General features: G+C 45.5%; 17 protein-coding genes and 2 pseudogenes. 5 read left to right on the top strand and 14 right to left on the bottom strand.

What is annotated here, in order from left to right:
* Window positions 1–74: 74 nt before the first annotated feature.
* The 5 genes from FRZ06_02450 to FRZ06_02430 all read right to left on the bottom strand — a co-directional run bounded on the left by FRZ06_02450 (window position 75) and on the right by FRZ06_02430 (window position 6,727).
* Complete coding sequence (locus tag FRZ06_02450; protein QOX62296.1) at window positions 75–1,406, bottom strand: butyryl-CoA:acetate CoA-transferase; 1,332 nt, start codon at window positions 1,404–1,406, stop codon at window positions 75–77.
* 290 nt (window positions 1,407–1,696) lie between these two features.
* Complete coding sequence (locus FRZ06_02445) at window positions 1,697–3,061, bottom strand: aldehyde dehydrogenase family protein (protein ID QOX62295.1); 1,365 nt, start codon at window positions 3,059–3,061, stop codon at window positions 1,697–1,699.
* Window positions 3,062–3,064: 3 nt separating this feature from the next.
* A complete protein-coding gene (locus FRZ06_02440) occupies window positions 3,065–4,429 on the bottom strand; it encodes an aminotransferase class III-fold pyridoxal phosphate-dependent enzyme (GenBank protein ID QOX62294.1) in 1,365 nt (454 codons plus the stop codon).
* Between the two features lie 125 nt (window positions 4,430–4,554).
* Window positions 4,555–5,781 (bottom strand): aspartate aminotransferase family protein, encoded by a 1,227-nt coding sequence (locus FRZ06_02435; protein QOX62293.1) that lies wholly within the window; start codon window positions 5,779–5,781, stop codon window positions 4,555–4,557.
* Window positions 5,782–5,866: 85 nt separating this feature from the next.
* Window positions 5,867–6,727 (bottom strand): MerR family transcriptional regulator, encoded by an 861-nt coding sequence (locus tag FRZ06_02430; GenBank protein ID QOX62292.1) that lies wholly within the window; start codon window positions 6,725–6,727, stop codon window positions 5,867–5,869.
* 274 nt (window positions 6,728–7,001) lie between these two features.
* On the opposite strand from FRZ06_02430, the gene FRZ06_02425 reads away from it, so the two are divergent.
* Window positions 7,002–8,573 (top strand): Na+/H+ antiporter NhaC family protein, encoded by a 1,572-nt coding sequence (locus FRZ06_02425; GenBank protein ID QOX62291.1) that lies wholly within the window; start codon window positions 7,002–7,004, stop codon window positions 8,571–8,573.
* Between the two features lie 167 nt (window positions 8,574–8,740).
* Here the strand turns inward: FRZ06_02425 and pyk are convergent, their stop codons facing one another.
* From pyk to FRZ06_02410, 3 genes are all read right to left on the bottom strand, one after another.
* The gene (gene pyk, locus FRZ06_02420) at window positions 8,741–10,168 is read right to left on the bottom strand and encodes a pyruvate kinase (protein ID QOX62290.1); all 1,428 of its coding nucleotides are present in this window, start codon (window positions 10,166–10,168) and stop codon (window positions 8,741–8,743) included.
* A gap of 99 nt (window positions 10,169–10,267) precedes the next feature.
* Window positions 10,268–11,233, bottom strand: a complete 966-nt coding sequence (gene pfkA, locus FRZ06_02415; protein QOX62289.1) for a 6-phosphofructokinase — start codon at window positions 11,231–11,233, stop codon at window positions 10,268–10,270.
* 53 nt (window positions 11,234–11,286) lie between these two features.
* The gene (locus FRZ06_02410; GenBank protein QOX62288.1) at window positions 11,287–14,748 is read right to left on the bottom strand and encodes a DNA polymerase III subunit alpha; all 3,462 of its coding nucleotides are present in this window, start codon (window positions 14,746–14,748) and stop codon (window positions 11,287–11,289) included.
* Between the two features lie 408 nt (window positions 14,749–15,156).
* Here FRZ06_02410 and FRZ06_02405 point away from each other — a divergent pair, with 408 nt between their 5' ends.
* A complete protein-coding gene (locus FRZ06_02405; protein QOX62287.1) occupies window positions 15,157–15,438 on the top strand; it encodes a DUF2325 domain-containing protein in 282 nt (93 codons plus the stop codon).
* A gap of 355 nt (window positions 15,439–15,793) precedes the next feature.
* Here the strand turns inward: FRZ06_02405 and FRZ06_02400 are convergent.
* Window positions 15,794–16,267, bottom strand: a pseudogene (locus tag FRZ06_02400) (nuclease).
* A gap of 297 nt (window positions 16,268–16,564) precedes the next feature.
* Between FRZ06_02400 and FRZ06_02395 the strand changes: the two are divergent.
* The 3 genes and pseudogenes from FRZ06_02395 to FRZ06_02385 all read left to right on the top strand — a co-directional run bounded on the left by FRZ06_02395 (window position 16,565) and on the right by FRZ06_02385 (window position 18,104).
* Window positions 16,565–16,792: pseudogene (locus FRZ06_02395) on the top strand (copper amine oxidase N-terminal domain-containing protein).
* A 347-nt stretch (window positions 16,793–17,139) separates the two neighbouring features.
* Entirely contained in the window at window positions 17,140–17,592 is a 453-nt protein-coding gene (locus FRZ06_02390; protein ID QOX62286.1) for a cell wall hydrolase, read from the top strand.
* Window positions 17,593–17,612: 20 nt separating this feature from the next.
* Entirely contained in the window at window positions 17,613–18,104 is a 492-nt protein-coding gene (locus FRZ06_02385) for a hypothetical protein (GenBank protein QOX62285.1), read from the top strand.
* 5 nt (window positions 18,105–18,109) lie between these two features.
* Here the strand turns inward: FRZ06_02385 and FRZ06_02380 are convergent, their stop codons facing one another.
* The 5 genes from FRZ06_02380 to pyrF all read right to left on the bottom strand — a co-directional run bounded on the left by FRZ06_02380 (window position 18,110) and on the right by pyrF (window position 23,000).
* Window positions 18,110–19,507 carry a spore germination protein gene (locus FRZ06_02380; GenBank protein QOX62284.1) on the bottom strand — a complete coding sequence of 466 codons (1,398 nt, stop codon included), beginning with the start codon at window positions 19,505–19,507 and terminating at the stop codon, window positions 18,110–18,112.
* 105 nt (window positions 19,508–19,612) lie between these two features.
* Window positions 19,613–20,296, bottom strand: coding sequence for an orotate phosphoribosyltransferase (gene pyrE, locus FRZ06_02375; protein ID QOX62283.1), 684 nt, complete (start codon window positions 20,294–20,296; stop codon window positions 19,613–19,615).
* Between the two features lie 19 nt (window positions 20,297–20,315).
* Entirely contained in the window at window positions 20,316–21,272 is a 957-nt protein-coding gene (locus FRZ06_02370) for a dihydroorotate dehydrogenase (GenBank protein QOX62282.1), read from the bottom strand.
* Window positions 21,265–22,092 (bottom strand): dihydroorotate dehydrogenase electron transfer subunit, encoded by an 828-nt coding sequence (locus FRZ06_02365; GenBank protein QOX62281.1) that lies wholly within the window; start codon window positions 22,090–22,092, stop codon window positions 21,265–21,267. Before FRZ06_02365 ends, FRZ06_02370 begins: the two co-directional genes overlap by 8 nt.
* Window positions 22,089–23,000, bottom strand: a complete 912-nt coding sequence (pyrF, locus tag FRZ06_02360; protein QOX62280.1) for an orotidine-5'-phosphate decarboxylase — start codon at window positions 22,998–23,000, stop codon at window positions 22,089–22,091. The genes FRZ06_02365 and pyrF overlap by 4 nt, the downstream gene beginning before the upstream one ends.
* Between the last annotated feature and the right edge of the window lie 2 nt (window positions 23,001–23,002).

The following is a 23,002-nucleotide window of genomic DNA, read 5'->3' as shown; positions in this document are numbered from 1 at the left end:
AAAGCTTTCAACGGGATTTGTTCCCGCCGAAAGCTTTTTATTTACCCTTTTTCCTTATTTTAGCTTCAAAACCCCTATTTGTTTTTCTTTCTCCAGATTTTCAGTTCTTTTGCCTCAGCAACGAGCTCATCTCGGAAATCAGGATGAGCGATGGAGATCAGCGCCTCGGCACGCTGCCACGAGGACATCCCCTTCAGATTCACCTTTCCGTATTCTGTCACGACGTATTGAACCCCTGCTCTGGTATCCGTGATAACCGATCCCAAGGTCATCATTCCCTTGATTCTGGAGTGAAGTGTTCCGGCTTTATCCGTAAAGGTTGAAGGAAGACAGATGAAGCTCTTCCCTCCTTTCGAATTATATGCACCTTCCACAAAATCAAGCTGTCCTCCGGAACCGCTGATGATCTTTGGCCCAGCGGTTTCCGAACACACTTGACCTGACAGATCGATTTCTACGGCACTGTTGATGGAAATCAGACCATCGATCTGTGCGGCGATGAAGGGATTGTTTGTATAGTCCACAGGATAAGCGGCAATGGATGGGTTATCGTGCATAAAGTCATAGAGCTTCGGAGAACCGGCTGCAAAAGAATATGCCATTCTCCCCTTGTCGATGTTCTTCTTTAGCCCGGTTACTCTTCCTGCCTCTACCATATCCACGAAGCCGTCTACCAGCATTTCCGTATGGATTCCCAAATCCTTCAGATCGGAATCCGCTATCATTTTGCCCAGTGCGTTTGGCATCCCGCCGATTCCCAGCTGGATACAAGCGCCGTCCATCAATTCGGACAGCACGTGATCAGCGATCATTTTATCTATTTCAGACGGTGCTGCAGAAGGAAGGGTGGGCAGTCCACACCGTCCGGCCTCCACGATATAATCCACCTGTGATATATGTACCGTATGCTCATATCCGCCATGAACCTTAGGCATATCCTCGTTGACTTCTACTATGACGGTTCTGGCCATTTCGATGACTGCTGCATAATGGGAAATGGACACCCCGAAATTGAAATAGCCATATTCATCCATTGGTGCAACCTGAATTGCAACAACATCAGTGCGGCAGTTTTCTCGTATGTATCTAGGTACTTCGGAATATTTGATCGGAATGTAGTAAGCAAGACCTTTGGCGGCAAGCTTTCTCTCGTATCCGCTCAGGTGCATGCTGTTCCATGTGAAGTGTTCTCCCTCAGGATCATTTTCAATAAACGGCAGGGGTTTTAAAATAACACCTCCCCGAAGATTGACATCATGAAGTTCATCTCTTCTTTTGTCGATGGCTTCTGCCAGCAGCCCTGCATAGCTTGCTCCCCACCCGAATTCGACCCAGTCACCATCCTTGATTACTTTGACTGCTTCATCCGCTGTGACACATTTATTTCTGTATTGGTCCATAATCATGCTGAATTCTCCTCTGAATCATTTAATCTAACATCGGCAGACAAATTTGCTTTTACAAACAATGTTATTTTTTTGTCAACCCATGTTAATCATTGTATCGATAATAGGTAAGCTGATCAAGAAATATTTTCTAGAATTGATAAAAATTCTTCCAGTTGTTTCGTTTGATTTGCTGCAGAAGATTCCTACAGAATGAAAAAGCCGGCAGATGGAATCCTCCTGCCGACTCTATGACCCAATTTTACCTTTACTCCTACTAGCCTGCGCCTCCCAGGCAAAAGAGAAATAGGTTAACTCCAGATTTCCTCCGGGGTTGGAATATGGGCATTGGGATTGGTGTAAGCAATCCTGCTGATATTAATCAGATGACGGTAGCTGAGATTTTCACTGAGGCTGTTGTTGCCCCAGGAACCGCAGCCCAATGTACCTGTGGGTGCAAGACCGTTAGTGTATGCTCCGCCAAGGCCGCTTGATCCGATTCCGTTGATCAGGAATCGGGATACGGGAATATTCTCTGCCGCATATTCAATATGCGCTTTGTTGAAAGAATGGATCACCATGCTGTGCCCTTTCCCCTCAACCTCCAGATTTGCATTCACGATGGCGACGCCCTCTTCCCATGTCTGATATCGATACGCAGCAAGGATGGGAAATAGCTTTTCTTTTGCGAAAGGATCAGCTTTTCCCGCCCCTTCAGCTTTTACAATCAGAAGCTTTGTCTCCGGGCTGATTTTTATCCCCGCCATGTCCGCTATGTACATCGCTTTTAGTCCAACGCAGGTTTTATTCAAGGCTCCCCCTGGGAACGTCACCTCTCTTAGGGCAGCAACCTCTTTGGGATCAGACACATAATAAGCCCCCTGCGATTCAAATTCCTTGATGATCTCATCGTAACGGGAATCAGGACAAATGATACTCTGTTCGCAGGTGCAAAGAACACCATTGTCATAGATTCTTCCTCGAATAATCTTAGGGACAGCATCCTTAACATCGGCATCCTCATCAATCAGGCACTGATTATTTCCTGCACCCACTCCAAAGGCTGGTTTTCCGCTGCTGTACGCTACCTTCACCATGGCTGGTCCGCCGGTGGAGATGCAGACGTCGGTCATCTTCATTACAAGATTGGAGATATCCAAAGTTGGCTCTGCCACAACCTGGACAAGATGCTCCGGTGCATTAAGCTCCTTGAGATACTGATTGATGTACTCCACGGTCTTCACTCCGCTGCGCTTCCCGCCGGGATGGGGACAGATTACAATGGAATTTCTCCCCTTCAGCGCGATCATGGCATTGTGCATTGGCGTCATTACAGGATTGGTCACCGGAGTAACCGCTCCGATAATTCCGATGGGCTTACCAACCTCGACGATTCCTTCCTCCTCTATGTATCGCAGGATCCCCACACTTTTCTTGCCCTTCAGATGATTCCATACCGCCATGGCCTTACCCTTGTTCTTCATGATTTTATCTTCATAGTCTCCCATGCCGGTCTCATCTACTGCAAGACGCGCCAGTTCCGCGCCGTTATCATATACTGCTTTTCCCACAGCTCTGACAACGAGATCCACTTGTTCCTGGCTATATGCCTCGAATTCCTGCTGAGCTTTCCTCGCCTTAGCAATAAGCTCTGAAACAAATTCAATGGTATCCATCGTTTACTCCTTTTCCTTCCCGAAGTGTTTGGCATAGACGATTGCCATGGATTCATCAAGGATTTCAAGCGCTTTTCTAACATGCTCCTCCGTAATATTAAGCGGCGGCTCAATACGGATGGTCTTTGCGTTGATCAAAGAGCCGGATAGCAGAAGCCTCCTGTTAAATGCCTCATACACCACTTCATAACCCAGGTCACCATCACAGAACTCCATTGCTATCATCAGCCCTCTGCCTCTGTATGCGGTCAGAAGCTCAGGATATTTCTGATGAAGCTTTTCCAGCTCTTCCATGAAGATCGCCCCTGATTTTTGTGCCTTTCCGCAAAGATCTTCTGATAGGATTACATGAAAGGCAGCAATTCCAGCGGCTGTTGCAAGGGGATTTCCTCCTGTGGTTGTGCTATGCAGCAGCGGGTCGGGAAACATTCCCCGGAAGGCTCTTTCTGTGCAGACACAAGCGCTGAGAGGCACAACGCTGCCTGAGATGGACTTTCCAAGACAAAGAATATCCGGAGCTACTTTGGAATAATCCGTTGCAAAGAGATATCCCGTTCTGCCCATCCCAGCCTGTACTTCATCGGCAACCATCATGATGTCATACTTGTCGCAGAGCGCTCTGATTCCTGGGATAAAATCGTCCGGTGGGATCTGAACTCCTCCTTCTCCTTGAATGGGTTCGTAGATGATAGCCGCCGGAAGCTCTCCCGTAAATTCCATGATGTCAAGAAGCTTAGTCAGATAATCCAGATCACCGAAAGGCGCATGTCTGACTCCTTGAAGCAACGGAAGGAATGGCCCCCGAAAATGCTCCTTGGAGGTCAGGGAAAGGGCTCCCATGGTTTTGCCGTGGAAGTCTCCCTTAAATGCAATATAGTAATGCCTTCCAGTCGCCAATGTTGCCATTTTCAATCCACATTCCACAGCTTCTGTCCCGGAGCTAGTAAAAAAGGTATACTGCAGCTCTCCTGGGGTTACATCCGCCAGAATTCTGGCAAGCAGACTGCGATTTGCATCGATGAGCTCTGCGCTGGATAGAGGCTGCTTATCCAGCTGATTTTTCACGGTTTCGACCACTTTTGGATGTCTATGGCCGCAGTTAAATGCACCGAAACCGCCGAGACAATCGATATAAGTATTTCCGTGAAGATCTACAAACGTATCCCCGCTTGCCATCCATTCCATGGCCATATCGTCCGCTCCGGCAGATTTGCGGTACTCAAGAAAACCCGGATTGATATGATTGTCAAAGTTATTCCTGGTTTCTTTGATGAAATAATCCTTTTCCTCGTCTGTCATTGATTTTTGCCCAATGGTCTTCATTGCATAATTTGTATACTGCAGTACCTCTTCAAAGCTCTTTCTCATCACTGATCACCCCTTATCAAAGATTACCGAAACGCAGATTCATCCCGTACAATATTCCATCAAATCAGCGCTTCCTTAGAATTAACCGTTCTTTCTGACGTTAACCTCTTCTATCAGCAGCTTCGCTATAAGCATCTTCGCTTATAGGCTTCCTCCGCGGCGGCCTTTAGAATATCATATGCTCTGTCACAGTCGTCTTTGGATGCAATGAGAGGCGGTATCATTCGTATAATGTTCGAGCCAATGGCAGTGACAAGAAGTTTTCTGTCCAGGCAGCTATGTTTGATCTCAGCCGCAGCATCAAAATCAAATTCCACTCCGATCAGAAGGCCTAATCCCCTGATTTGTTTGACTCTGGGCAGTTCCGCTAGTTTCTGCATAAAGTAGCTGCCTGTCTCCGCTGCATTACGAGCCAAGGACAGATCTAAAAGTTCACTGACCTGAGCGTAGGCGGCTGCACAGCAGACCGGATTTCCACCATAGGTGGTTCCATGGGAACCTGGATTGAAGGCTGCTCCAATTTTAGAAGACGTACAGATGGCACCAATAGGCATGCCTCCCCCCAGACCCTTGGCCATGGATACGATATCAGGCTGGATGTCATAATTCATATATCCCATTACCTTGCCGGTTCTGCACCAGCCTGTCTGAATTTCATCAATCATCAAGAGGATACCTTTTTCGTCGCAGAGCTTGCGTATCCCCTGCAGGAATTCCTTTGATGCAGGCCAGACGCCTCCTTCTCCCTGAACAGGTTCCAGCATGATGCCTATCGTTTGCTCCGTCACTGCTCTTTCGAATGCCTCAAGGTTGTTAAACTCAGCATAGGAGAACCCCGGGAGCATAGGTTTAAAGCCGATCTGGCAAGCGTTGTCGGGCTGTCCGGTAGCGGACATAGCGCCGTAAGTCCTTCCGTGAAAGCTTTTGTTTGCTGTGACGATGTGGTACCGTTCAGGTCCGTAGTGATCCGTTCCGTATTTTCTTGCCAGCTTGATCATGGCTTCGTTGGCCTCTGTGCCGGAATTTTGATAGAAGATCTTCTCCATACCCAAAGTTTTACAGACCAGCTCGGCCAATAATGCCTGTGGTATTGTGTACGGGTAGTTGAAGGTATGTATGATGTCTCCCGCCTGATCTCGGATGGCCTCCACCACCTTCTCATTGCAGCTTCCTGCATTGTTTACTGCAATGCCGCCGTAAAAATCCAGATAGGGCTGATCTTCTTCATCGTAGAGGTACATGCCCTTTGCCCTTGTCGCGACAAAGGGAAAGCGCTGGTAAGTCTCGATCATGTATTGATTTGTGAGATCGATTACCTCCTGCGCCGTTAATTTGACGCTTTGTAATTGCACTTCATCATTCCTCCGTTTCTTTCAAGCTCGTTCTGCCTGAGCCCAAACCCATCTTAAACCTTATCGCAATTACAAAGTCAATAGATTAAATTATTTTTTTCTTTTTCTGTCTGACGGGTACCTGAAGCTTAAAAAAAGCATTTCTGTCATAGCGGTAAAAAGTTGGAAATTCAATCAGAACCTCACTGATACAGTCTCCTTTTACCTCGTAATTATGCTCGAAGATATAGTCCATCAGTAGTCGCAAGGATTCTTCCTCCTTGTTAAAACCGTAACAGTATGTACAAAGATACATGCCCTCAGGGATCACTTCGATGCCGTCAACTGCTTCAAAATCATCTTCTACAAAGAGAAAAACCTCCGTAGCCCAAAGCTCCTTGCGCTGGAAATAGTCCTTTCTGATAATGCTGCCCACATTGCAGAAATAGCAGCTGGGAAGCTTGTGAAGCACATAGTTTTTCTTCAGCGACCTCAGGATATGCTCATAGTAATCCATATCGTAGCTGTAGCAATTGATCTTTGTATCAAAGCAAAAGATTCTCCTCTCTTCTATGTACTCCAGAATAACCGAATTTTCTTCTGGAGCCGAATCATACCGTCTGTAGCTTTCAATGGATCGTTCAATCGCCTGCTGCTTATAATGAAGCTCCTGAATTTGCCGTTCAATGTTCTGCTTCTGAAGGTTCAGGATCTGGCGAAAGCGCTTGATATCTTTTTCATCAAGGCATTCTCTGATTTGATTGAGATTCATGCCCAGGGCTTTCATATGCTGGATCATATCCAGCTGCGCGCATTGCTTGATGTTGTAGTAGCGATAGCCTGTCTCAGGATTGGTCTCACTGGGCTGCAGCAGCCTCATTCGATCATAGAGCCGCAGCGTCTGCTCGGAGATCCCGTTGATCTTAGCCATGCTTCCGATGGTGATATGTTCCATCACCTTTTTCATTGGAATTTCCCCTTTCTCTTTACCCCTTATCTATTAAACCCTCAGGCCAACCGCCGCCTGCAGGGATTTAATCACTGCCAAGATTACCAGCATTACGAATACCATTGTTTATTAAATAACTTGCAACATTATACCATGTATATAGTTTTTTTAATTTTCTGAATATTTTTACTTTGAATCGATTTACAGCCTATTTTCCTAGGATTATAATAGGCCCGAAAGAGGCGGATTTCGGTTCGTACTCCCTAAAAATAAAGAAAAAGGAGGTCACTTTATGGAAGTAGGATTCTGGGCGATCGTTCCTCCCCTCCTCACAATTGTGCTTGCAATTGCCACAAAAGAAGTTCTGCTCTCACTCTTCATTGGTGTTTATACCGGCTGCCTTATCATTGTTGGCGGCCACCCTCTTGGTGGTTTTGAAAAAATGATAGAAATCATTATTGCAAAACTTACCGACCCTTGGAATATGCAGGTATTGATCATTGTAATTCTATTAGGAGGCATGATCGGACTTCTGACCCGTTCAGGAGGTTCTACCGCTTTTGGAAATTTACTAGGCCGCCGAATTACTACGAAAAAAGGTGCCCAAGGTACCACATGGCTCATCGGTCTTCTCATTTTCTTCGACGACTATTTCAATGCCCTGACAAACGGTGCGATCATGCGTCCGATCAGTGACAAATTCGGTGTATCCAGGGAAAAGCTTTCCTATATCATCGACTCCACCGCCGTTGGAATCTGTCTTGTCGTTCCACTATCCAGCTGGGTAGCCTTTATCTGTTCCCTTATTGCAGACAGCTATGCCAGCGCAGGGGTCGATCAGGATGCCTTCCAGGCGTTTCTGCTCTGCATTCCTTTTAACTTTTACGCATGGCTTTCCATCATCATGGTCATTATCGTGGTCTACCTGGGTCTTGATTATGGCCCCATGGCAAAAGCAGAAAAACGAACCATGCTCACAGGTGCTCTATGTGATAAAACTTTCAGCGGAGGCGGAGCCGATGATGATGATTTTTCCTCCATTGAGCAGAAAAATGGCACAGCCCTTGACCTGCTTGCACCAATCCTGCTCCTTATTTGCTGTGCATTGATCTTCATGCTTTATACCGGCGGTTTCTTTGAAAGCTTCAATGTACTGGATGCGGTGAACAATATGGACGGAATGCTTGCCCTAACCTATGCGGTTTCCATTGCTGTAATCTTCGCCATTATCTTTTACGCAGTCCGCAGGCTTTCCAAAGTCGGCGATTCCATAGCGGCTTTCGTTGTGGGGACCAAATCCATGCTCTTTGTGGTCATACTGCTGGCCTTTGCCTGGAGCATCGGAGGGGTTGGGGATGAGCTGGATACAGCAGGCTATGTTGCTTCTCTCTTTGTCGGAAATGTTCCGCCGTTTCTTGTTGCAGTCATTATTTTTATCTTTTCCTGCATTATGACCTTCTCTACCGGAGCCACCTGGGGAACTTATGCCATCATGATCCCTCTCGCCGTTCCCCTTGCAATCGCCATGGACATCAACGTATACGCCTGTATCGCAGCGGTCATCGGCGGCGGCGGCTTCGGTAATCACTGTTCTCCTCTGGCTGACACTGCAATTTTATCTTCTGCCGCAGCAAATATCCGCCATACCGATCACATCAAGACCCAGATTCCTTATTCTGTAACTTGCGCCTGCGTTGCATGTGTTGGTTTTCTCATATCGGGCTTTGTTGATCATTGGATTCTTCCCATGCTGGTAGTCCTTATTCTTTTCCTTGCAACAGTATTTGTCCTCAACCGCCTTTTCGGGGCCGGTAAATATCGGACGGAGGATCAGGTTGACTCTGCTTCGGAAAGCCAAGAGTAACTGATTTCCTCATTAAAAAAAGGAGGGGTATTCCCCTCCTTTGAGTTTGTCCTATGATCGGTTTAAGCTGTATTTATTGATGTGACGGAAGGGAATTTAGCGCTCTTTACAGGTGCTGACCCAGAAAGAGCATCACTTATGACCCATTTCGTTCTAAGAAACGATCTTTAGATCGTGTTTCCTACAATATGCAGTCTCATCATATTCGTCATACCTGCCACACCCACTGGAACTCCTGCGGTAATTACCACAAGATCTCCATCGGCGATGAAGCCTTTTTCTAACGATGCGTCGATGGACTCAATAAACTCGTCTTTCATGGTTTTCACCGGTGAGGAAACGAGAGGAATGACACCCCACACAAGGGATAAATGCCGTGCAACCTGTGCTGTGGAAGCGAGTGCAACGATCGGTGCTCTCGGTCTGAACTTGGATACCACCTGCGCCGTTGATCCTGCTGCAGTAGGTGTCAGTATGGCCGTGGCTTTCAGACCGTTGGCGCTGGCAACACTGGCATAACCGATGGCATCGGTAAGGCAGTCGTCCTTTGCCCGATAGCGCTCTTTTAAGATCGTATCATAATTCAGAGTCGCTTCTGCAGCAGATGCGATATCCACCATGGATTTCACCGCTTCTACAGGATATTTTCCTGATGCGGTTTCTCCTGACAGCATGATTACGTCAGTGCCGTCAAATACGGCATTGGCCACGTCAGCAACCTCTGCTCTTGTAGGTCTGGGGTTTCTGATCATGGAATCCATCATCTGTGTAGCGGTGATAACTGGTTTTCCCAGAAGGTTGCAAAGCTTGATAATCTTCTTCTGAATGATCGGAACCTGTTCAGCTGGTATTTCAACACCGAGATCCCCTCTTGCCACCATAACAGCATCTGACGCATCAATGATGTCATGGATGTTATCAACGCCCTCTTTATTTTCAATCTTTGAAATGATTCTAATATGCTCACCGCCGTGCTCCTTCAAAAACGCTTTCATTTCTTCTACGTCTGAGCCTCTTCTTACAAAGGATGCGGCAATAAAGTCTACCTGCTGCTCAATCCCGAACAAAATATCTTGCTTGTCTTTTTCGGTAATTGCAGGAAGCTTTACCGTCACGCCCGGAACATTGATGCTTTTGTTATTTTTAATTTCTCCGCTGTTATCAACGGTACAGATGATATTTTTTTCCTTTAGTTCGTCAACAGTCAATCCGATGAGGCCGTCATCCAGAAGAATCCGGTCGCCAGGCTTAACATCATCGATCAGACCTTTATAGGATACGGAACAGATTTCCTTTGTACCGGAAACATCGTCCATTGATAGAATAAACTGCTGTCCTTCGCTCAGCTGGACTACTTTCTCGACAAACTGTCCTGTTCTGATTTCTGGTCCTTTGGTATCCAAAATGATGGAAATAGGGAGTTCCAGTTCTTCACGAAGCTCTTTTACGAGATCCATTTTCCCTTTCTGTTCCTCATGATCGCCGTGAGAAAAATTCATTCTGGCAGCGTTCATACCGGACACCATCATGTTTTTTAAGGTTTCGCGATCCTGACAAGAAGGACCGATGGTACAGATAATTTTCGTTTTCTTCATTTTCATATTCTCCAAATCTATGAAAACACTGATCAATTGGAAGGTGCGCCGTCTTCGTTGTTCAATCAGACCAGCGCTTGGAATGGATCAGTATTTTCTCTATATTGACATAATTTCAGCCAGCTCCATCAGTGACTTATCATGGCAGCCCTTCATATTAAGTGCTTCTTCCAGATCATAATAGATGATCTCATCACCCTTTACACCTACTGCTTTGCTGGTCATTCCTTCCTCAAGCAGCAATTCTACTGCTTTGTATCCCATTCTTGTTGCCAGCATGCGATCTCTTGCCGTGGGGGATCCACCTCTTTGAATATATCCCAAAACCACAACCTTAGTCTCCATGCCCGTTCTTTCCTCAATGGTTTTCGCTAGTTCCTGAGTGCTCATTTCAACACCCTCGGCCCTGAGGATAATGCTGTGCATTTTTCCCCTATTTTTTCCCTGAATCAAAGTACGGCAAATCTTATTCATATCAACCGGTTCCTCGGGGATCAATATACTTTCGGCTCCGCCGGTCAGTCCCGCATAAAGTGCGATGTCACCGCAGTGCCTGCCCATTACTTCTATTACAGTACTCCTCTCATGAGAGGAGGAAGTATCTCTGATATTTCCGAGGGCTGATAATACCGTATTGACTGAAGTATCAAATCCGATGGTAAAATCGGTGTAAGCAAGGTCATTGTCAATGGTTCCCGGGAGTCCTATCACAGTAATCCCTGCTTTCGTAAGCTCCAGGCCTCCCCGGAAGGATCCGTCTCCGCCAATGACTACCACGCCTTCAATTTCAAAATTCTGCAGCATATCCAGCGCTCTTCGAAAACCTTCGGGAGTCATAAAGCGCTTACTTCTAGCGGTTTTCAACCATGTTCCGCCCCTCTGAAGAATATCTGAAACAGAGCCTACGGATAATTCTTTGATTTCTCCGTTGATCAGGCCTTCATATCCACGTTCGATACCGTAAACTTCTAGTTTATGATAGAGTGCTCCTCTTACAACCGCACGGATAGCGGCATTCATTCCGGGAGCGTCCCCTCCGCTTGTCAGTACTGCAATTCTCTTCACGACAATTACCTCCTATCGAGTGATTCATTCTTACGATTAAAAATATAATTCCTCTACTGTATATTGTTCCTGCCTACCAGTTCAGTCAGCTTTCTCTTGAAAACCTCATCGGGTTTCACCCACAAATCTGACTTTGTTTTGTATTTCTTACCGGTGGTTTCTGAAGCAATTACCACCGGTGTATCACCTTTGTGTTCCATGATGATCTCTCTGATCCTCGATAGTACAGCTGATTCGTCCAGATTGCGCGGGATGGTAATCCGTACTGTTTTGGATACCAAACCTCCATTATAATCCGAAACGGCAATAATTTTGTCTGCGAGAAGCTTTGGTTCTTCATCTTCCTTAAAATTTACAGTACCCCGAACCACAATCACGTTGTCATTTTTTAACAGGTGCAGTGATGTTTCATATATGTTGGGGAAGACAATGACCTCGGTTGTTCCGAAGAGATCTTCCAGCTGAAGAAAGGCCATCATCTTATTTTTTTTGGTGATCAAAGTTTTCTTGGAACTGATCATGCCGGCCATGGTAGCCTTCATGCCATCCTGAATTTCGGTATTTCCTTCGGCATGAAGCAAATCCTCGGATGTAACTGTTGCGATCTTTTCGATTTGCTCTGCGTAATCCGATAACGGGTGGCCAGTCAGATAGACACCCAGCATTTCTTTTTCCATAGCCATAAGGAGATCCTTAGCAAAATTGGCTACGTCGGGAAGGCGTCCTGTAATCCCAGATCTCTGCATGCTTTCTGCATTCATCTGGAATAAGGAGAGCTGCCCATCTATATTTTTTCTGGAATTGTTCTGAGCCGACTCAATCAAACCTTCATAAACAGACAGATGCTGTGCTCGGTTTTCATTGAGGCAATCCAGAGCGCCTGCTTTGATCAGGCTCTCCAAGGCCTTTTTATTGATTTCATGAATGTCGATATTGTCTACAAGCTGGAAAATGTCTCTGGGGGTCCCTTTCTCCTCTCGCATTCTGACAATCGCATCAATGACTCCTTCTCCGACATTCTTGACGCCCAGCAAGCCGAACCTGATCTTCCTATCCTTCACAGTGAACTTCTTGCTGCTTTCGTTAATATTGGGCGGCAGTACTTCAATCTTCATTTCTCCGCAGTTTCGAATATATTTTGCGATCTGCGTGGAATCTCCGATGACACTGGTCATAAGTGCTGCCATAAACTCTACAGGATAATACGCTTTTAGGTACGCCGTTTGATATGCCAGCACCGCATACGCGGCGGCATGAGATTTGTTAAAAGCGTATTCTGCAAAGCTAATCATCTGATTATAGATTTCCTTGGCAGCCTTTTCAGAAATGCCGTTTCTGACACAGCCTTGAATGTCCACACTGCCATCATCGTTATTCTTTCCATATACAAAGTATTCCTGTTCCTGAAGCATGATATCCATCTTTTTTTTGCTCATAGCTCTTCGAACTAAGTCACTTCTTCCATATGTATACCCAGCTAAATCACGTACAATCTGCATAACTTGCTCCTGATAAACAAGGCAGCCGTAAGTGACCGACAAAATGGGCTCAAGACTCCGGTCAACATACTGAATTTTATCCGGATTCTTTTTATTTTCAATGTAGGTTGGAATCGATGCCATTGGACCCGGACGATACAGAGAAATCCCTGCAACCACATCTTCAAAGCAGTCAGGCTTCAGGTTTTTCATAAACTGTGTCATACCTGAGCTTTCCAGCTGAAACACTCCTTGCGTATTGCCGCAGCTGATCAGATCATACACTGCCTTGTCGTCATAGGTCATTCTGGACAGATCAATGGTTACACCATGATTTTCCTGTATAAGCTCCAGGGCATCTCTGATTACGGTCAGATTTCTCAGACCGAGGAAGTCCATTTTCAGCAAGCCCAGTTCTTCAATGGTTCCCATAGGGAACTGGGTACTGATTCCTTTATCTGCCAAATAGAGAGGAACGTATTCATGAATGCTCTTTTTAGAAATTACCACACCCGCCGCATGGGTGGATGCGTGCCTCGGCATTCCCTCCAGCGCCTTAGCCGTGTCCAGCAGTTCTTTTACGCGCCGGTCTTCTTCGTAAGTTGCCCGAAGCTCCGGATTCATGTCCAGTGCTTTCTCAATGGTCATCTTCAAATCAAACGGAATGGCTTTCGCAATAACATCAACGTCACCATAGCTCATGTTGATGGCACGGCCCACGTCACGGACTGCAGCCTTGGCTTTCATTGTACCAAAGGTTATGATCTGTGCCACTTTATCCGCGCCGTATTTTTCAACCACATAGTTGATCACTTCCTGACGCCTTTCGTAGCAAAAGTCAATATCAATATCAGGCATGCTGATTCGCTCAGGATTCAGGAATCGTTCAAAGATCAAACCGTATTTAATCGGATCGATGTCCGTAATTCTCAGCGTATAGGCCACCAGACTGCCTGCGGCAGAACCTCTTCCCGGCCCCACCATAATGCCATGGTTCTTGGCGTAATTGATAAAATCCCAAACGATCAGAAAATACTCCACATAGCCCATGGCTAAAATGGTATCAAGCTCATAATTGAGCCGTTCCTCAAGTTCTTTCGAAGCGCTTCCATATCGGTACGCCATCCCCTCCATACATAGTTCTCGAAGATACGCCTCATTGGTTTTCCCTGCGGGAGCACTAAATTCCGGAAGGTGAATCTGCCCAAATTGAAATTCCACATTACAGCGCTCTGCAATCGTATTTGTGTTCTCTATCGCTTCCGGTAAATCGGCAAACAAATGCTCCATTTCCTGCTGAGATTTCAAATAGAACTGGTCATTGGGGAATCGCATCCTGTTTTCGTCATCTACGGTTTTAGCCGTTTGAATGCAAAGCAGGACATCATGGGGAATTGCATCCTCTCTTTTTACATAATGCACATCATTGGTTGCCACAAAGGGGATGCCTGTTTCTTCCCTGAGTCGTTTCATATCCGGAAGGATTCGCAGCTGTTCTTCTAAGCCCTGATCTTGAAGTTCCAGATAAAAATTACCCACTCCGAAGATTTCCAGCAAGGCAAGAGCTTCTTTTTTTGCGCCCTCATAATCGCCGTTCATAAGCTTCCATTGAACCTCTCCCGCAAGGCAGGCACTCAAAGCGATAATTCCCTCGCTATAGGTTCTCAGAAGTTCATGATCGATCCTCGGTTTATAATAGAAACCTTCTGTATACCCTGCGGAAACGATCTTCATAAGGTTGCGGTATCCAATTTCGTCCTTTGCCAGCAATACCAGATGGCCCTGACGTTTGTCTTTTTCTGCATCTTTCTCCCTCATGCTTCTTGCTGCAGTATAAACCTCACAGCCAATGATGGGCTTGATGCCGTTCTTCTTCGCTTCCTTATAAAAATCCACTACACCGAACATCGCACCATGGTCCGTAATGGCCACGGCTTTCATGCCGAGCGCTTTGGCTCCTGCAATCAGATCCTTGATCCGCGCTGCTCCGTCCAGAAGACTGTATTCCGTATGTACGTGAAGGTGAGTAAATGACATGGTATTTCCTTTTCTTTGCTCCCCTATCCGGGAGTCAAAACATCTGGTTTGTATAAATTCAGCTGCTATTTTTCCATTTTTCATTTTATCATAGTCAGCATTACTTGACAAGTTGCACCACAATGGAACCACCACGCATACTTGAAAAGTATACCATAAAACAGTGAAGTATTTGTTAAGATTTTGTCATGTATACAGTATATTGTGGCACATTTTCATAATATTTATGGAAAATTTATGATATGATTTGTAGCTCATGTTGAGAATCTTTCTTATAATATCCTACATGATATGCAGATTATGAAATATTTGAAATTTATATTGACAAGCCTAAAAAAATAAGGTATGATTCTCGAAACAAAACATATAATTCATATATGATTAGTATGATAAAAGGAGGCGCCGATTATGAGCATAATAATTATAGGTGGTAACGAGAAAATGATAAGTAAGTATAAGGATGTATGCAAGATGCACAACTGCAAAGCAAAGGTATTTGTGGATCCTGTGAGGAACCTGCGGAAAATGATCGGTTCCCCTGACGTCATTGTGTTATTTACAGGCACCGTCTCCCATAAAATGGTAGAGATTGCCGTTCAGGAAGCTGAAAAGTCCAATATTTCCGTACTCAGAAGTCATAGCAGCAGCGGCAACGCACTCTCAAGCCTGCTGGAAGGTTATCTAAATTAAGGATTACACAATCAGTTTGTTTTTCCTCTCCATATTATAAAGCCCCGGCTTTTTTTCGCCGGGGTCCTTTTTAAGGTTTGCACACCTTGCAAGGATCATATCCCTGCTGCAGTGCATCATTTCTCTGCTCAATCATAACGCTGTTTTCCGGTTTGATATCTACTGCGTATCTGCAGCCTGGCCTGTGAAACTTTTTTGTGTTGGAATTCCCAACGTAATAATCTTCTGATTGTTCTGATCCTAACGATGCCTGATCTTTCGTTTGCTTTTCCTCATTCTGCTCATCTATTTGCGTTTTTTCATTCTTTTCTTCAGATGTAGTGCTTCCCTCACTGCCCTCAAACGCATCATAAGCCCATACACCCTTTTTTTCTTCCCTTGCTTTTTCCTGAATTGCTGTAAAAGCATCTACATATTTCACATTCGGCGGATAGGTAGCCACCTTAGCATGACCTTCTTCAAGCAGGGTCTTGTTGAACATCTCACCGTCAAGGTACACATACGCAAGTACTCTGCCGTATCGATCCCTTTCCTGAACATCATATTCCAGAGTTACAGCTTGATCTTCCAACATCGACTTGGTAAACTCAGACGCAATCTTTCCGTATGCAACATTTTTGCTTTTGGCCGGATGAACCGACTCCGGGGTATCCACTCCGATCAAACGAACGCGCTCCTCGGTACCGTCTAAGTCAACAATGATGGTGTCACCGTCAACAACCCTTACTACAGAGTAACTCTCCGGAGCATTTGCTGAATTGTGAGCATCATAACAGCCTGTTAAGATCAGCAGAAAAAAGAGCAGGATTCCTGTCGTAAGCCTTCTCATTGTTGTCTCTCCTTTTCCACAGACTATTAGTATAGCGGAAGAACGGAAAAGATTCAAAGGTAATTTTATTCTTTTTATATTGAACATTTTACATAAAATTTGAAGTTTACAGTTTTTGTATATCGGGTATTTATATTTGGTAAAACATGTGATATTATGAGGAAAAATATCGAGGGAGCATCCATTGTCTAATAAAAAAAATGATCAATGGATCAATTCAAAGGAGTGGGTACGATGAGAAGAGATAAAATTCAGGGGTTTATCGCAGGTATTGCATCGGTGATTTTGGTATTTTCCATGTCATTAACCGTTTATGCGATTTCAGAAACGAAGAACATTACCGCCAGCTACAACAATATCAAACTCTATATTAATCAAAGAATGATCACTCCGAAGGATGCAAACGGAACAATTGTAGAGCCTTTTATTTATAATGGGACAGCCTATCTTCCCGTAAGAGCGGCCGCTGAAGCGCTGGGTCACGACGTATCATGGGATGCCGCGACAAAATCCATCTACATAGGTGCGAAGCCCGCTGCACTTCCAACTGCACCCTTTACCCTTAGCGCAGGGCAATATGTGGTCGGCGAGGATATTCCGGCAGGCAAGTATAATTGTACCGCCGTATCTGGAGGAGGCAACTTTATCGGAAGCGTGGAGTCTCTTGGACGCACAGGACTTAACGAGATCCTTGGCGCACCCGGCTCTTACTATTCCGATCGGCAGACATACAGCAATCTTAGACTGGCTGATGGGGATACGATTAAAATCAACGGAAACCTGAAAGTTGAGTTCACCTTTTAGCAATCATCTAATATCACTTTACAAGGAGAACGCATATACTAAAATAAAACTTTATTGAGGTGACTTACATGGCGTTTGATTCCTTTGATACGCGGGAACTCTTTGCCAGGCTGATTCAATGTGAGGCCGGAGGTGAAGGTGAGGATGGAATGCGTGCAGTAGCAACCGTCATCATGAACAGAGTAAATATTCCTTTCGGAGAATTCGCTCGAATTAGCGAGGGAGGCAATGTCCGTAATATTATAGAGCAGGCGAGGCAGTTTGTGTGCATGCAGACTTCCATCGGAGGGGTGTATAATCCTCAGAATGTCAATAATATGAACCCTACCGACGAGCACTATGCCATTGTCGACTGGGCACTGGCAGGCAACAGACTGAGCGGAGTCGATAACTCCCTTTTCTTTTTTAATCCGTACAGCCCTCAATGCCCTCCGTATTTTCCAACCAACGTAGGCGTTATTCATACAAGAGTTGGGGATCATTGCTTTTATATCCCCACTCAATATTATGCGAATACTTGATAAGAAAGGAAAGGAATCCAATGTTTGATTGTAATCTGATAAAATCCAGAATACAAAAAATTCAGGAAGATCAGCTAGCGGTTTTAACGACAGCTTCCTCACCGGAAGCGCTAATGCCTTCCGCCTCTGAAATACCGACGCCTCCCGCATCAGGGACACCGGTACCCATATATCCCAACCTGCCCCCGGCCACTCAGCCACCCGCAGAAGGCAGACCTACTATACAAGTACCCGTCAACCCGCTGCTTCCTCCAGAAAGCCGTCAGATATTGGACTACGAAAGCTTGCAATACCTGAATGGATTCTTAAGAACACAGATCGGAAAATACGTCGAGGTAGAATTTTTGATCGGTACAACAAACCGCGTTATGAGATCGGGCAGGTTAATTGGGTTGGGGATCAATTACATTTTGCTTCTGGATATTGAAACTCAGGATATTATCGCTTGTGATTTTTATAATATCAAGTTTGTTAAATTCTATTATCGTTCCAGTGCGTCAGTAACAGCTTGAACTGATTAAGCTTTTGTTCGGAATAGTAAGCGTTTCAGCACTTCCTTATTCAGCGGTACCAGTGGATATAAATAGGAAGTTCCTACAATATTCTTTGTTTTAACCAGCATAATGAGATCGAGCAGCAAGGCGATGAGGGCACCCCAAAGACCATATATGGCAACACCGATTAAGATTAGAACTCTCATGTACTTTGTAGCGTACCCCAGTTCAATGCTTGGCTGCGTAAAGCTGGCCAATGCAAGAACAGCCATACATAATATGGTTTGGGGGATAAACCAACCGGAATCAACAGCAAACTGGCCCAGGATCAAAGCCCCAATTACAGACAGAGACATCCCCAGTGAGCTTGGCGTGTTCAAGGACGCCAATTTCAGTGCGTCTATAGCAAATTCCAGCAGAATAAACTGGAAAAAGAGTGGAATGGCATATCCCTCGTCAGGAATAAAGAATTCCAGTCTTGGATGGACGGGAAGAAAGCCTTCCGCAAGAAGTAGATAAACCGGTGTGAGAAAGATTACCGCAATCATATTTAACACACGCAGCAGCCTGAAATAGTTTCCTGTGATCAGCGGAAAATAATAATCATCTGTATCTTGAAAAAAGTCAAAGATACCGGTGGGTACAAGAATGGCAGTGGGACTATTGTCCACCAGAAGAACCAGCTTCCCCTCCGTCAGATGCGCCGAGATCACATCTGGCCTTTGGCTGTAACGAACTTTGGGAAAGGGACTCAGCCACTGAGATTTCGCCATAGCTTCTACCAAGCTTTGATCACCCACTGTCAGTGTATCTCTTTTGATCCCTGCTAATTTCTTCTTGATAACTTCAAGAGTCTCCTCTTTCACGACACCTTTTATATATCCAACGCAAACATCCGTCTTTGAAGTGGAGCCGATGGTATACATTTCAAAGACCAGCCTAGGATCTCTAATCCTTCTTCTGATCATAGTAGTATTGAACAAAAGAGTCTCAACAAAGCCGTCTTTCGGCCCCCTTAAAGACTTCTCTTTTTCCGGCTCCTCAACACCGCGTGCCGGATAGGTTCGCAGATCCATAACAATCGCATCAGCATAACCGTCAATGATCATAACCGTTAGACCTGACAATAGTGACTTCATCATTTTGTCGGTATTTTTTTCTGTCGATGCAGGCCCATGAGGTACGTGATATTTGATAAAATCAGAGGCGCTGCTTCTTTGCCCCATGTCGTGCTTGCTGACGAGCAAAAGGCTGGTAATTACCCGTTCCAAAACATCGGAATTCAGAAAGCCATCAATAAAATACAGATACGCTTCTTTTTCACCAATCACGAGATTTCTTTCTACTATATCAAAGCTCTCCCCCAATGGCAAAAGACTTCTAAAGAAACCGATATAATCGTCAAACTTGTTATTTTCCATTGTAATCCCCCTTTATCTTAGGGCTCATCTGAAACTGCAAATAGTTTTCAGATATGCCCATATATTCTTTTCAGACTATTTTTTCCAAAGGGAGTTGTTTTATTCTTATTTCGCACAATATGTGTCCAAATAAGCTTCAATCTTCTCTTTTGTCCCGTCGTCGATCTGTATCTTGCCGTCAATTTCCTTCCCATGCAAATGTTCCAGAATATCCAAAACGGTTATGATCGGATAGGTTGCGATGCCATATTCCTCTCTCAGCTCCTGAATTGCAGTTGCATTTCCTGCACCCCGTTCCATCCTGTCCACCGATACGATAAGCCCCTCGACACTGACACCATAATGGTTCAGGATCGGCAGGCATTCTCTCATAGCAGTCCCTGCAGTGATTACATCCTCAACAATCAGCACAGAATCTCCCGGCTGCAGTTGATAACCCATTAGCGAGCCTCCTTCGCCATGATCTTTGACCTCCTTGCGGTTGGTGCAGTAGTTGATGTCAATGCCATGCTTCTGCGCCAGAGCAATGGATGCCGCTACAGAGATGGGAATCCCCTTATATGCTGGTCCAAACAAAGCAGTTATGTCCTTCTTAAGATTCCCTTGCTCTATATGATCTCCAATGCAGTGAGCATAAAACTCGCCAAGCATCCCAAGCTGCCTTCCCGTTTTGTAATTTCCTGTATTGATGAAATATGGTGATTTCCGCCCGCTCTTCGTGGTAAATTCACCGAAGGTCAACACACCTGACCGCACCATAAATTCAATAAATTCTTTTTTATAATTCATTTGGTTCTCCCTTTTCCAATCACAGCAAGGCATCCCTTATCTCCTGCAGATTTTTATATCCGTTGCTTTTCATAAAGTCGATCAATTCTCTTTTAATCCTTACCGGTGCCTGAGGATCAACAAGCGCGGCAGTACCAATGGAGATCACATCTGCTCCGGCCATAAAGAATTCCACAGCGTCCTCGCCAGTCATGATCCCACCCAGACCGATGACCGGAATCTTTACAGCTCTGCGCACCTGATATACCATGCGAACGGCAACCGGCTTCACCACAGGGCCGGAAAGACCTCCCATCCGATTCCAAAGCACAGGCTTCTTTTTGTAAATATCAATTTTCATACCCAGTAGTGTATTGATCAGCGAGATCCCGTCAGCGCCTTCCGCCTCTACTGCTCTTGCTATTTCTGCAATGTCGGTCACATTCGGTGTCAGTTTCATCAGGATTGGTTTGGTCGAGATTCTTTTGACCGCCTTCGTTATCTCAGCGGCCATTGCAGTATCTGCACCGAAACTGATGCCGCCCTCTTTGATATTGGGGCAGGAAATATTAATCTCCAGCATATCTGCATCGGTCTCACAAAGCTTTTCCACGGCACGGCAGTACTCATCCTTTGTCTTGCCCGCAACATTCACAATCACTTTCGTTTTAAAGCTCTTCAGGTAGGGCAGTTCGTCCTTAATAAAAGCATCTACACCGGGGTTCTGAAGCCCCACCGCATTGAGCATTCCCCCATAGGCTTCTGCAATTCTCGGTGTTGGATTCCCGTCCCATGGTTCGAGCGACACTCCTTTGGTGATGACAGCGCCAAGTTCGTTGATGTCGTAGAATGCACCGCTTTCTCTTGCGGAAAAGGTACCGGAAGCCGTTGTTACAGGATTATCAAGTGTTACTCCTGCGATGGTAACACGCAGATCCAGATCACAGTCTGCACTGCTGCTGCCAGTAGATTTTTGATTCTTATTAAGACTAATCATCCCAAACCACCTCGTTTCCCCTGAATACCGGACCGTCCTTACAAACCTTCTTCAGCTTGAAAGGAACTTTCTCATCGTTTTCCTCTTTGATCCTGCAGGTACATCCAACACACGCCCCGTAGCCGCAGCCCATTCGTTCCTCCAAAGATACTTGAATCGGTATGTTTTTCTCTACACAGTAATCCGAGACAGCCTTGAGCATTGGCTTCGGTCCGCAAGCCAGATAATAATCTCCAGGATCGCCTTCCGCTTTCATCAGCTCCAGAACATTCCCATGAAATCCCTTGCTTCCGTTGTCGGTGGCAACCAGAACACTGTCACAATATTGTTCCAGTTCTTCGCAAAGAAAAACCTCATCCTGAAAACCAATCACTGCAGTCAACTTTATATTGGGCTCAATTGCTTTTCGCAGTGACTTGGCAAGTTCCAGCATAGGGGGCACTCCAAGCCCGCCTGCCGCAAGGACAATCGTCTTTGAGCTGTCAGTTCCAAGCCTTAGCGCAATATCGGTCACATCATATCCATTTCCCAAAGGAGTGCTGACTCGTATGATATCACCGGGGGCATAGCTGGAAAGCGCTTCCGTTCCCTTTCCTACAATTCGGTATACCAGTGCCAGCTTGCCTTTCTCAGCTTCGCAGATGCTGACCGGTCTTGGCAGAATCATACTCTTGTCATTGAGATAAAGATTTACAAACTGCCCCGGTTTCATCTCACTTTCCCAGCCCTCGTACTCCAGCGTCATGCAGTATATTTCCCGGGCAATCTGATCATTTCCCAAGATCTTGGATTCCAGAATTCTTGACTCAGATCCCGTCATACGATACCTCCCAGATCTTTTTTCATCAGCAGTACCGCTTCCCGCGCTGCTTCTGCAAAATTTTGTTCCCCATATTTCCCGTCCTTTTGGTAAGCTGCGATGATTCCTCTTGAAGAATTGATGATGCAGCCTCTGCCGTCGCTGTCAAAGTACCCGCCCAGATCCTTTGCTGACGCACCCTGGGCACCATATCCCGGAACAAGGAAGAAGGTATGGGACAGCTTCTTTCGCAGGAATTCGCCCTGCTCCTTATAGGTTGCTCCCACCACTGCCGCTACGTTGCTGTAGCCTTGATCGCCCATTGCCAGCTCCCCCCACTTGCTCACCAGCTCAGCTGTATATTCGTAAACAGGCTTCCCTTGGCTCATCAAATCCTGAAGCTCGCTGCCAGAGGGATTGCTGGTTTTTACTAGAATGAAAATCCCTTTATGCAATTCTCTGCAAGGAGGAAGAAACGGTTCGATCCCATCAAAACCCATGTATGGATTCAGTGTCACCGCATCCTCCTTCCATGGGTCAAAATGAATTCCTTCGATGCTCATGCCGCTGATATGACCTGCATAAGCCGCTGCGGTGGACGCGATGTCACCGCGTTTCACATCCCCGATTACCACAAGCCCCTTTTCCTTAGCATAAACGATGGAATCAAGGTAAGCAGAGATTCCGTCCAATCCATACTGTTCGTACATTGCAATCTGTAATTTTACTGCCGGTACCAGGTCAAAGGTCTGGTCTATGATTTCCTTGTTGAACTGAAGGAACATGTTTGCCACTGCTTTCGTGTTTTTCCCGTGTTCTTCAAACATCTCGTTAGCCATGGTCTTGGGGATCATCTCAAAAGTAGGATCTAATCCAACAACGGTAGGATTTGCCTTTTGTTCAATCTGTTTTATTAATCGATCTATCATAC

This window comes from Clostridiales bacterium, from assembly GCA_015243575.1.
Taxonomy (GTDB): domain Bacteria; phylum Bacillota; class Clostridia; order Peptostreptococcales; family Anaerovoracaceae; genus Anoxybacterium; species Anoxybacterium hadale.
Note: the sequence above shows the minus strand (reverse complement) of the source record. Positions and strands in the feature narration are given on the sequence as shown.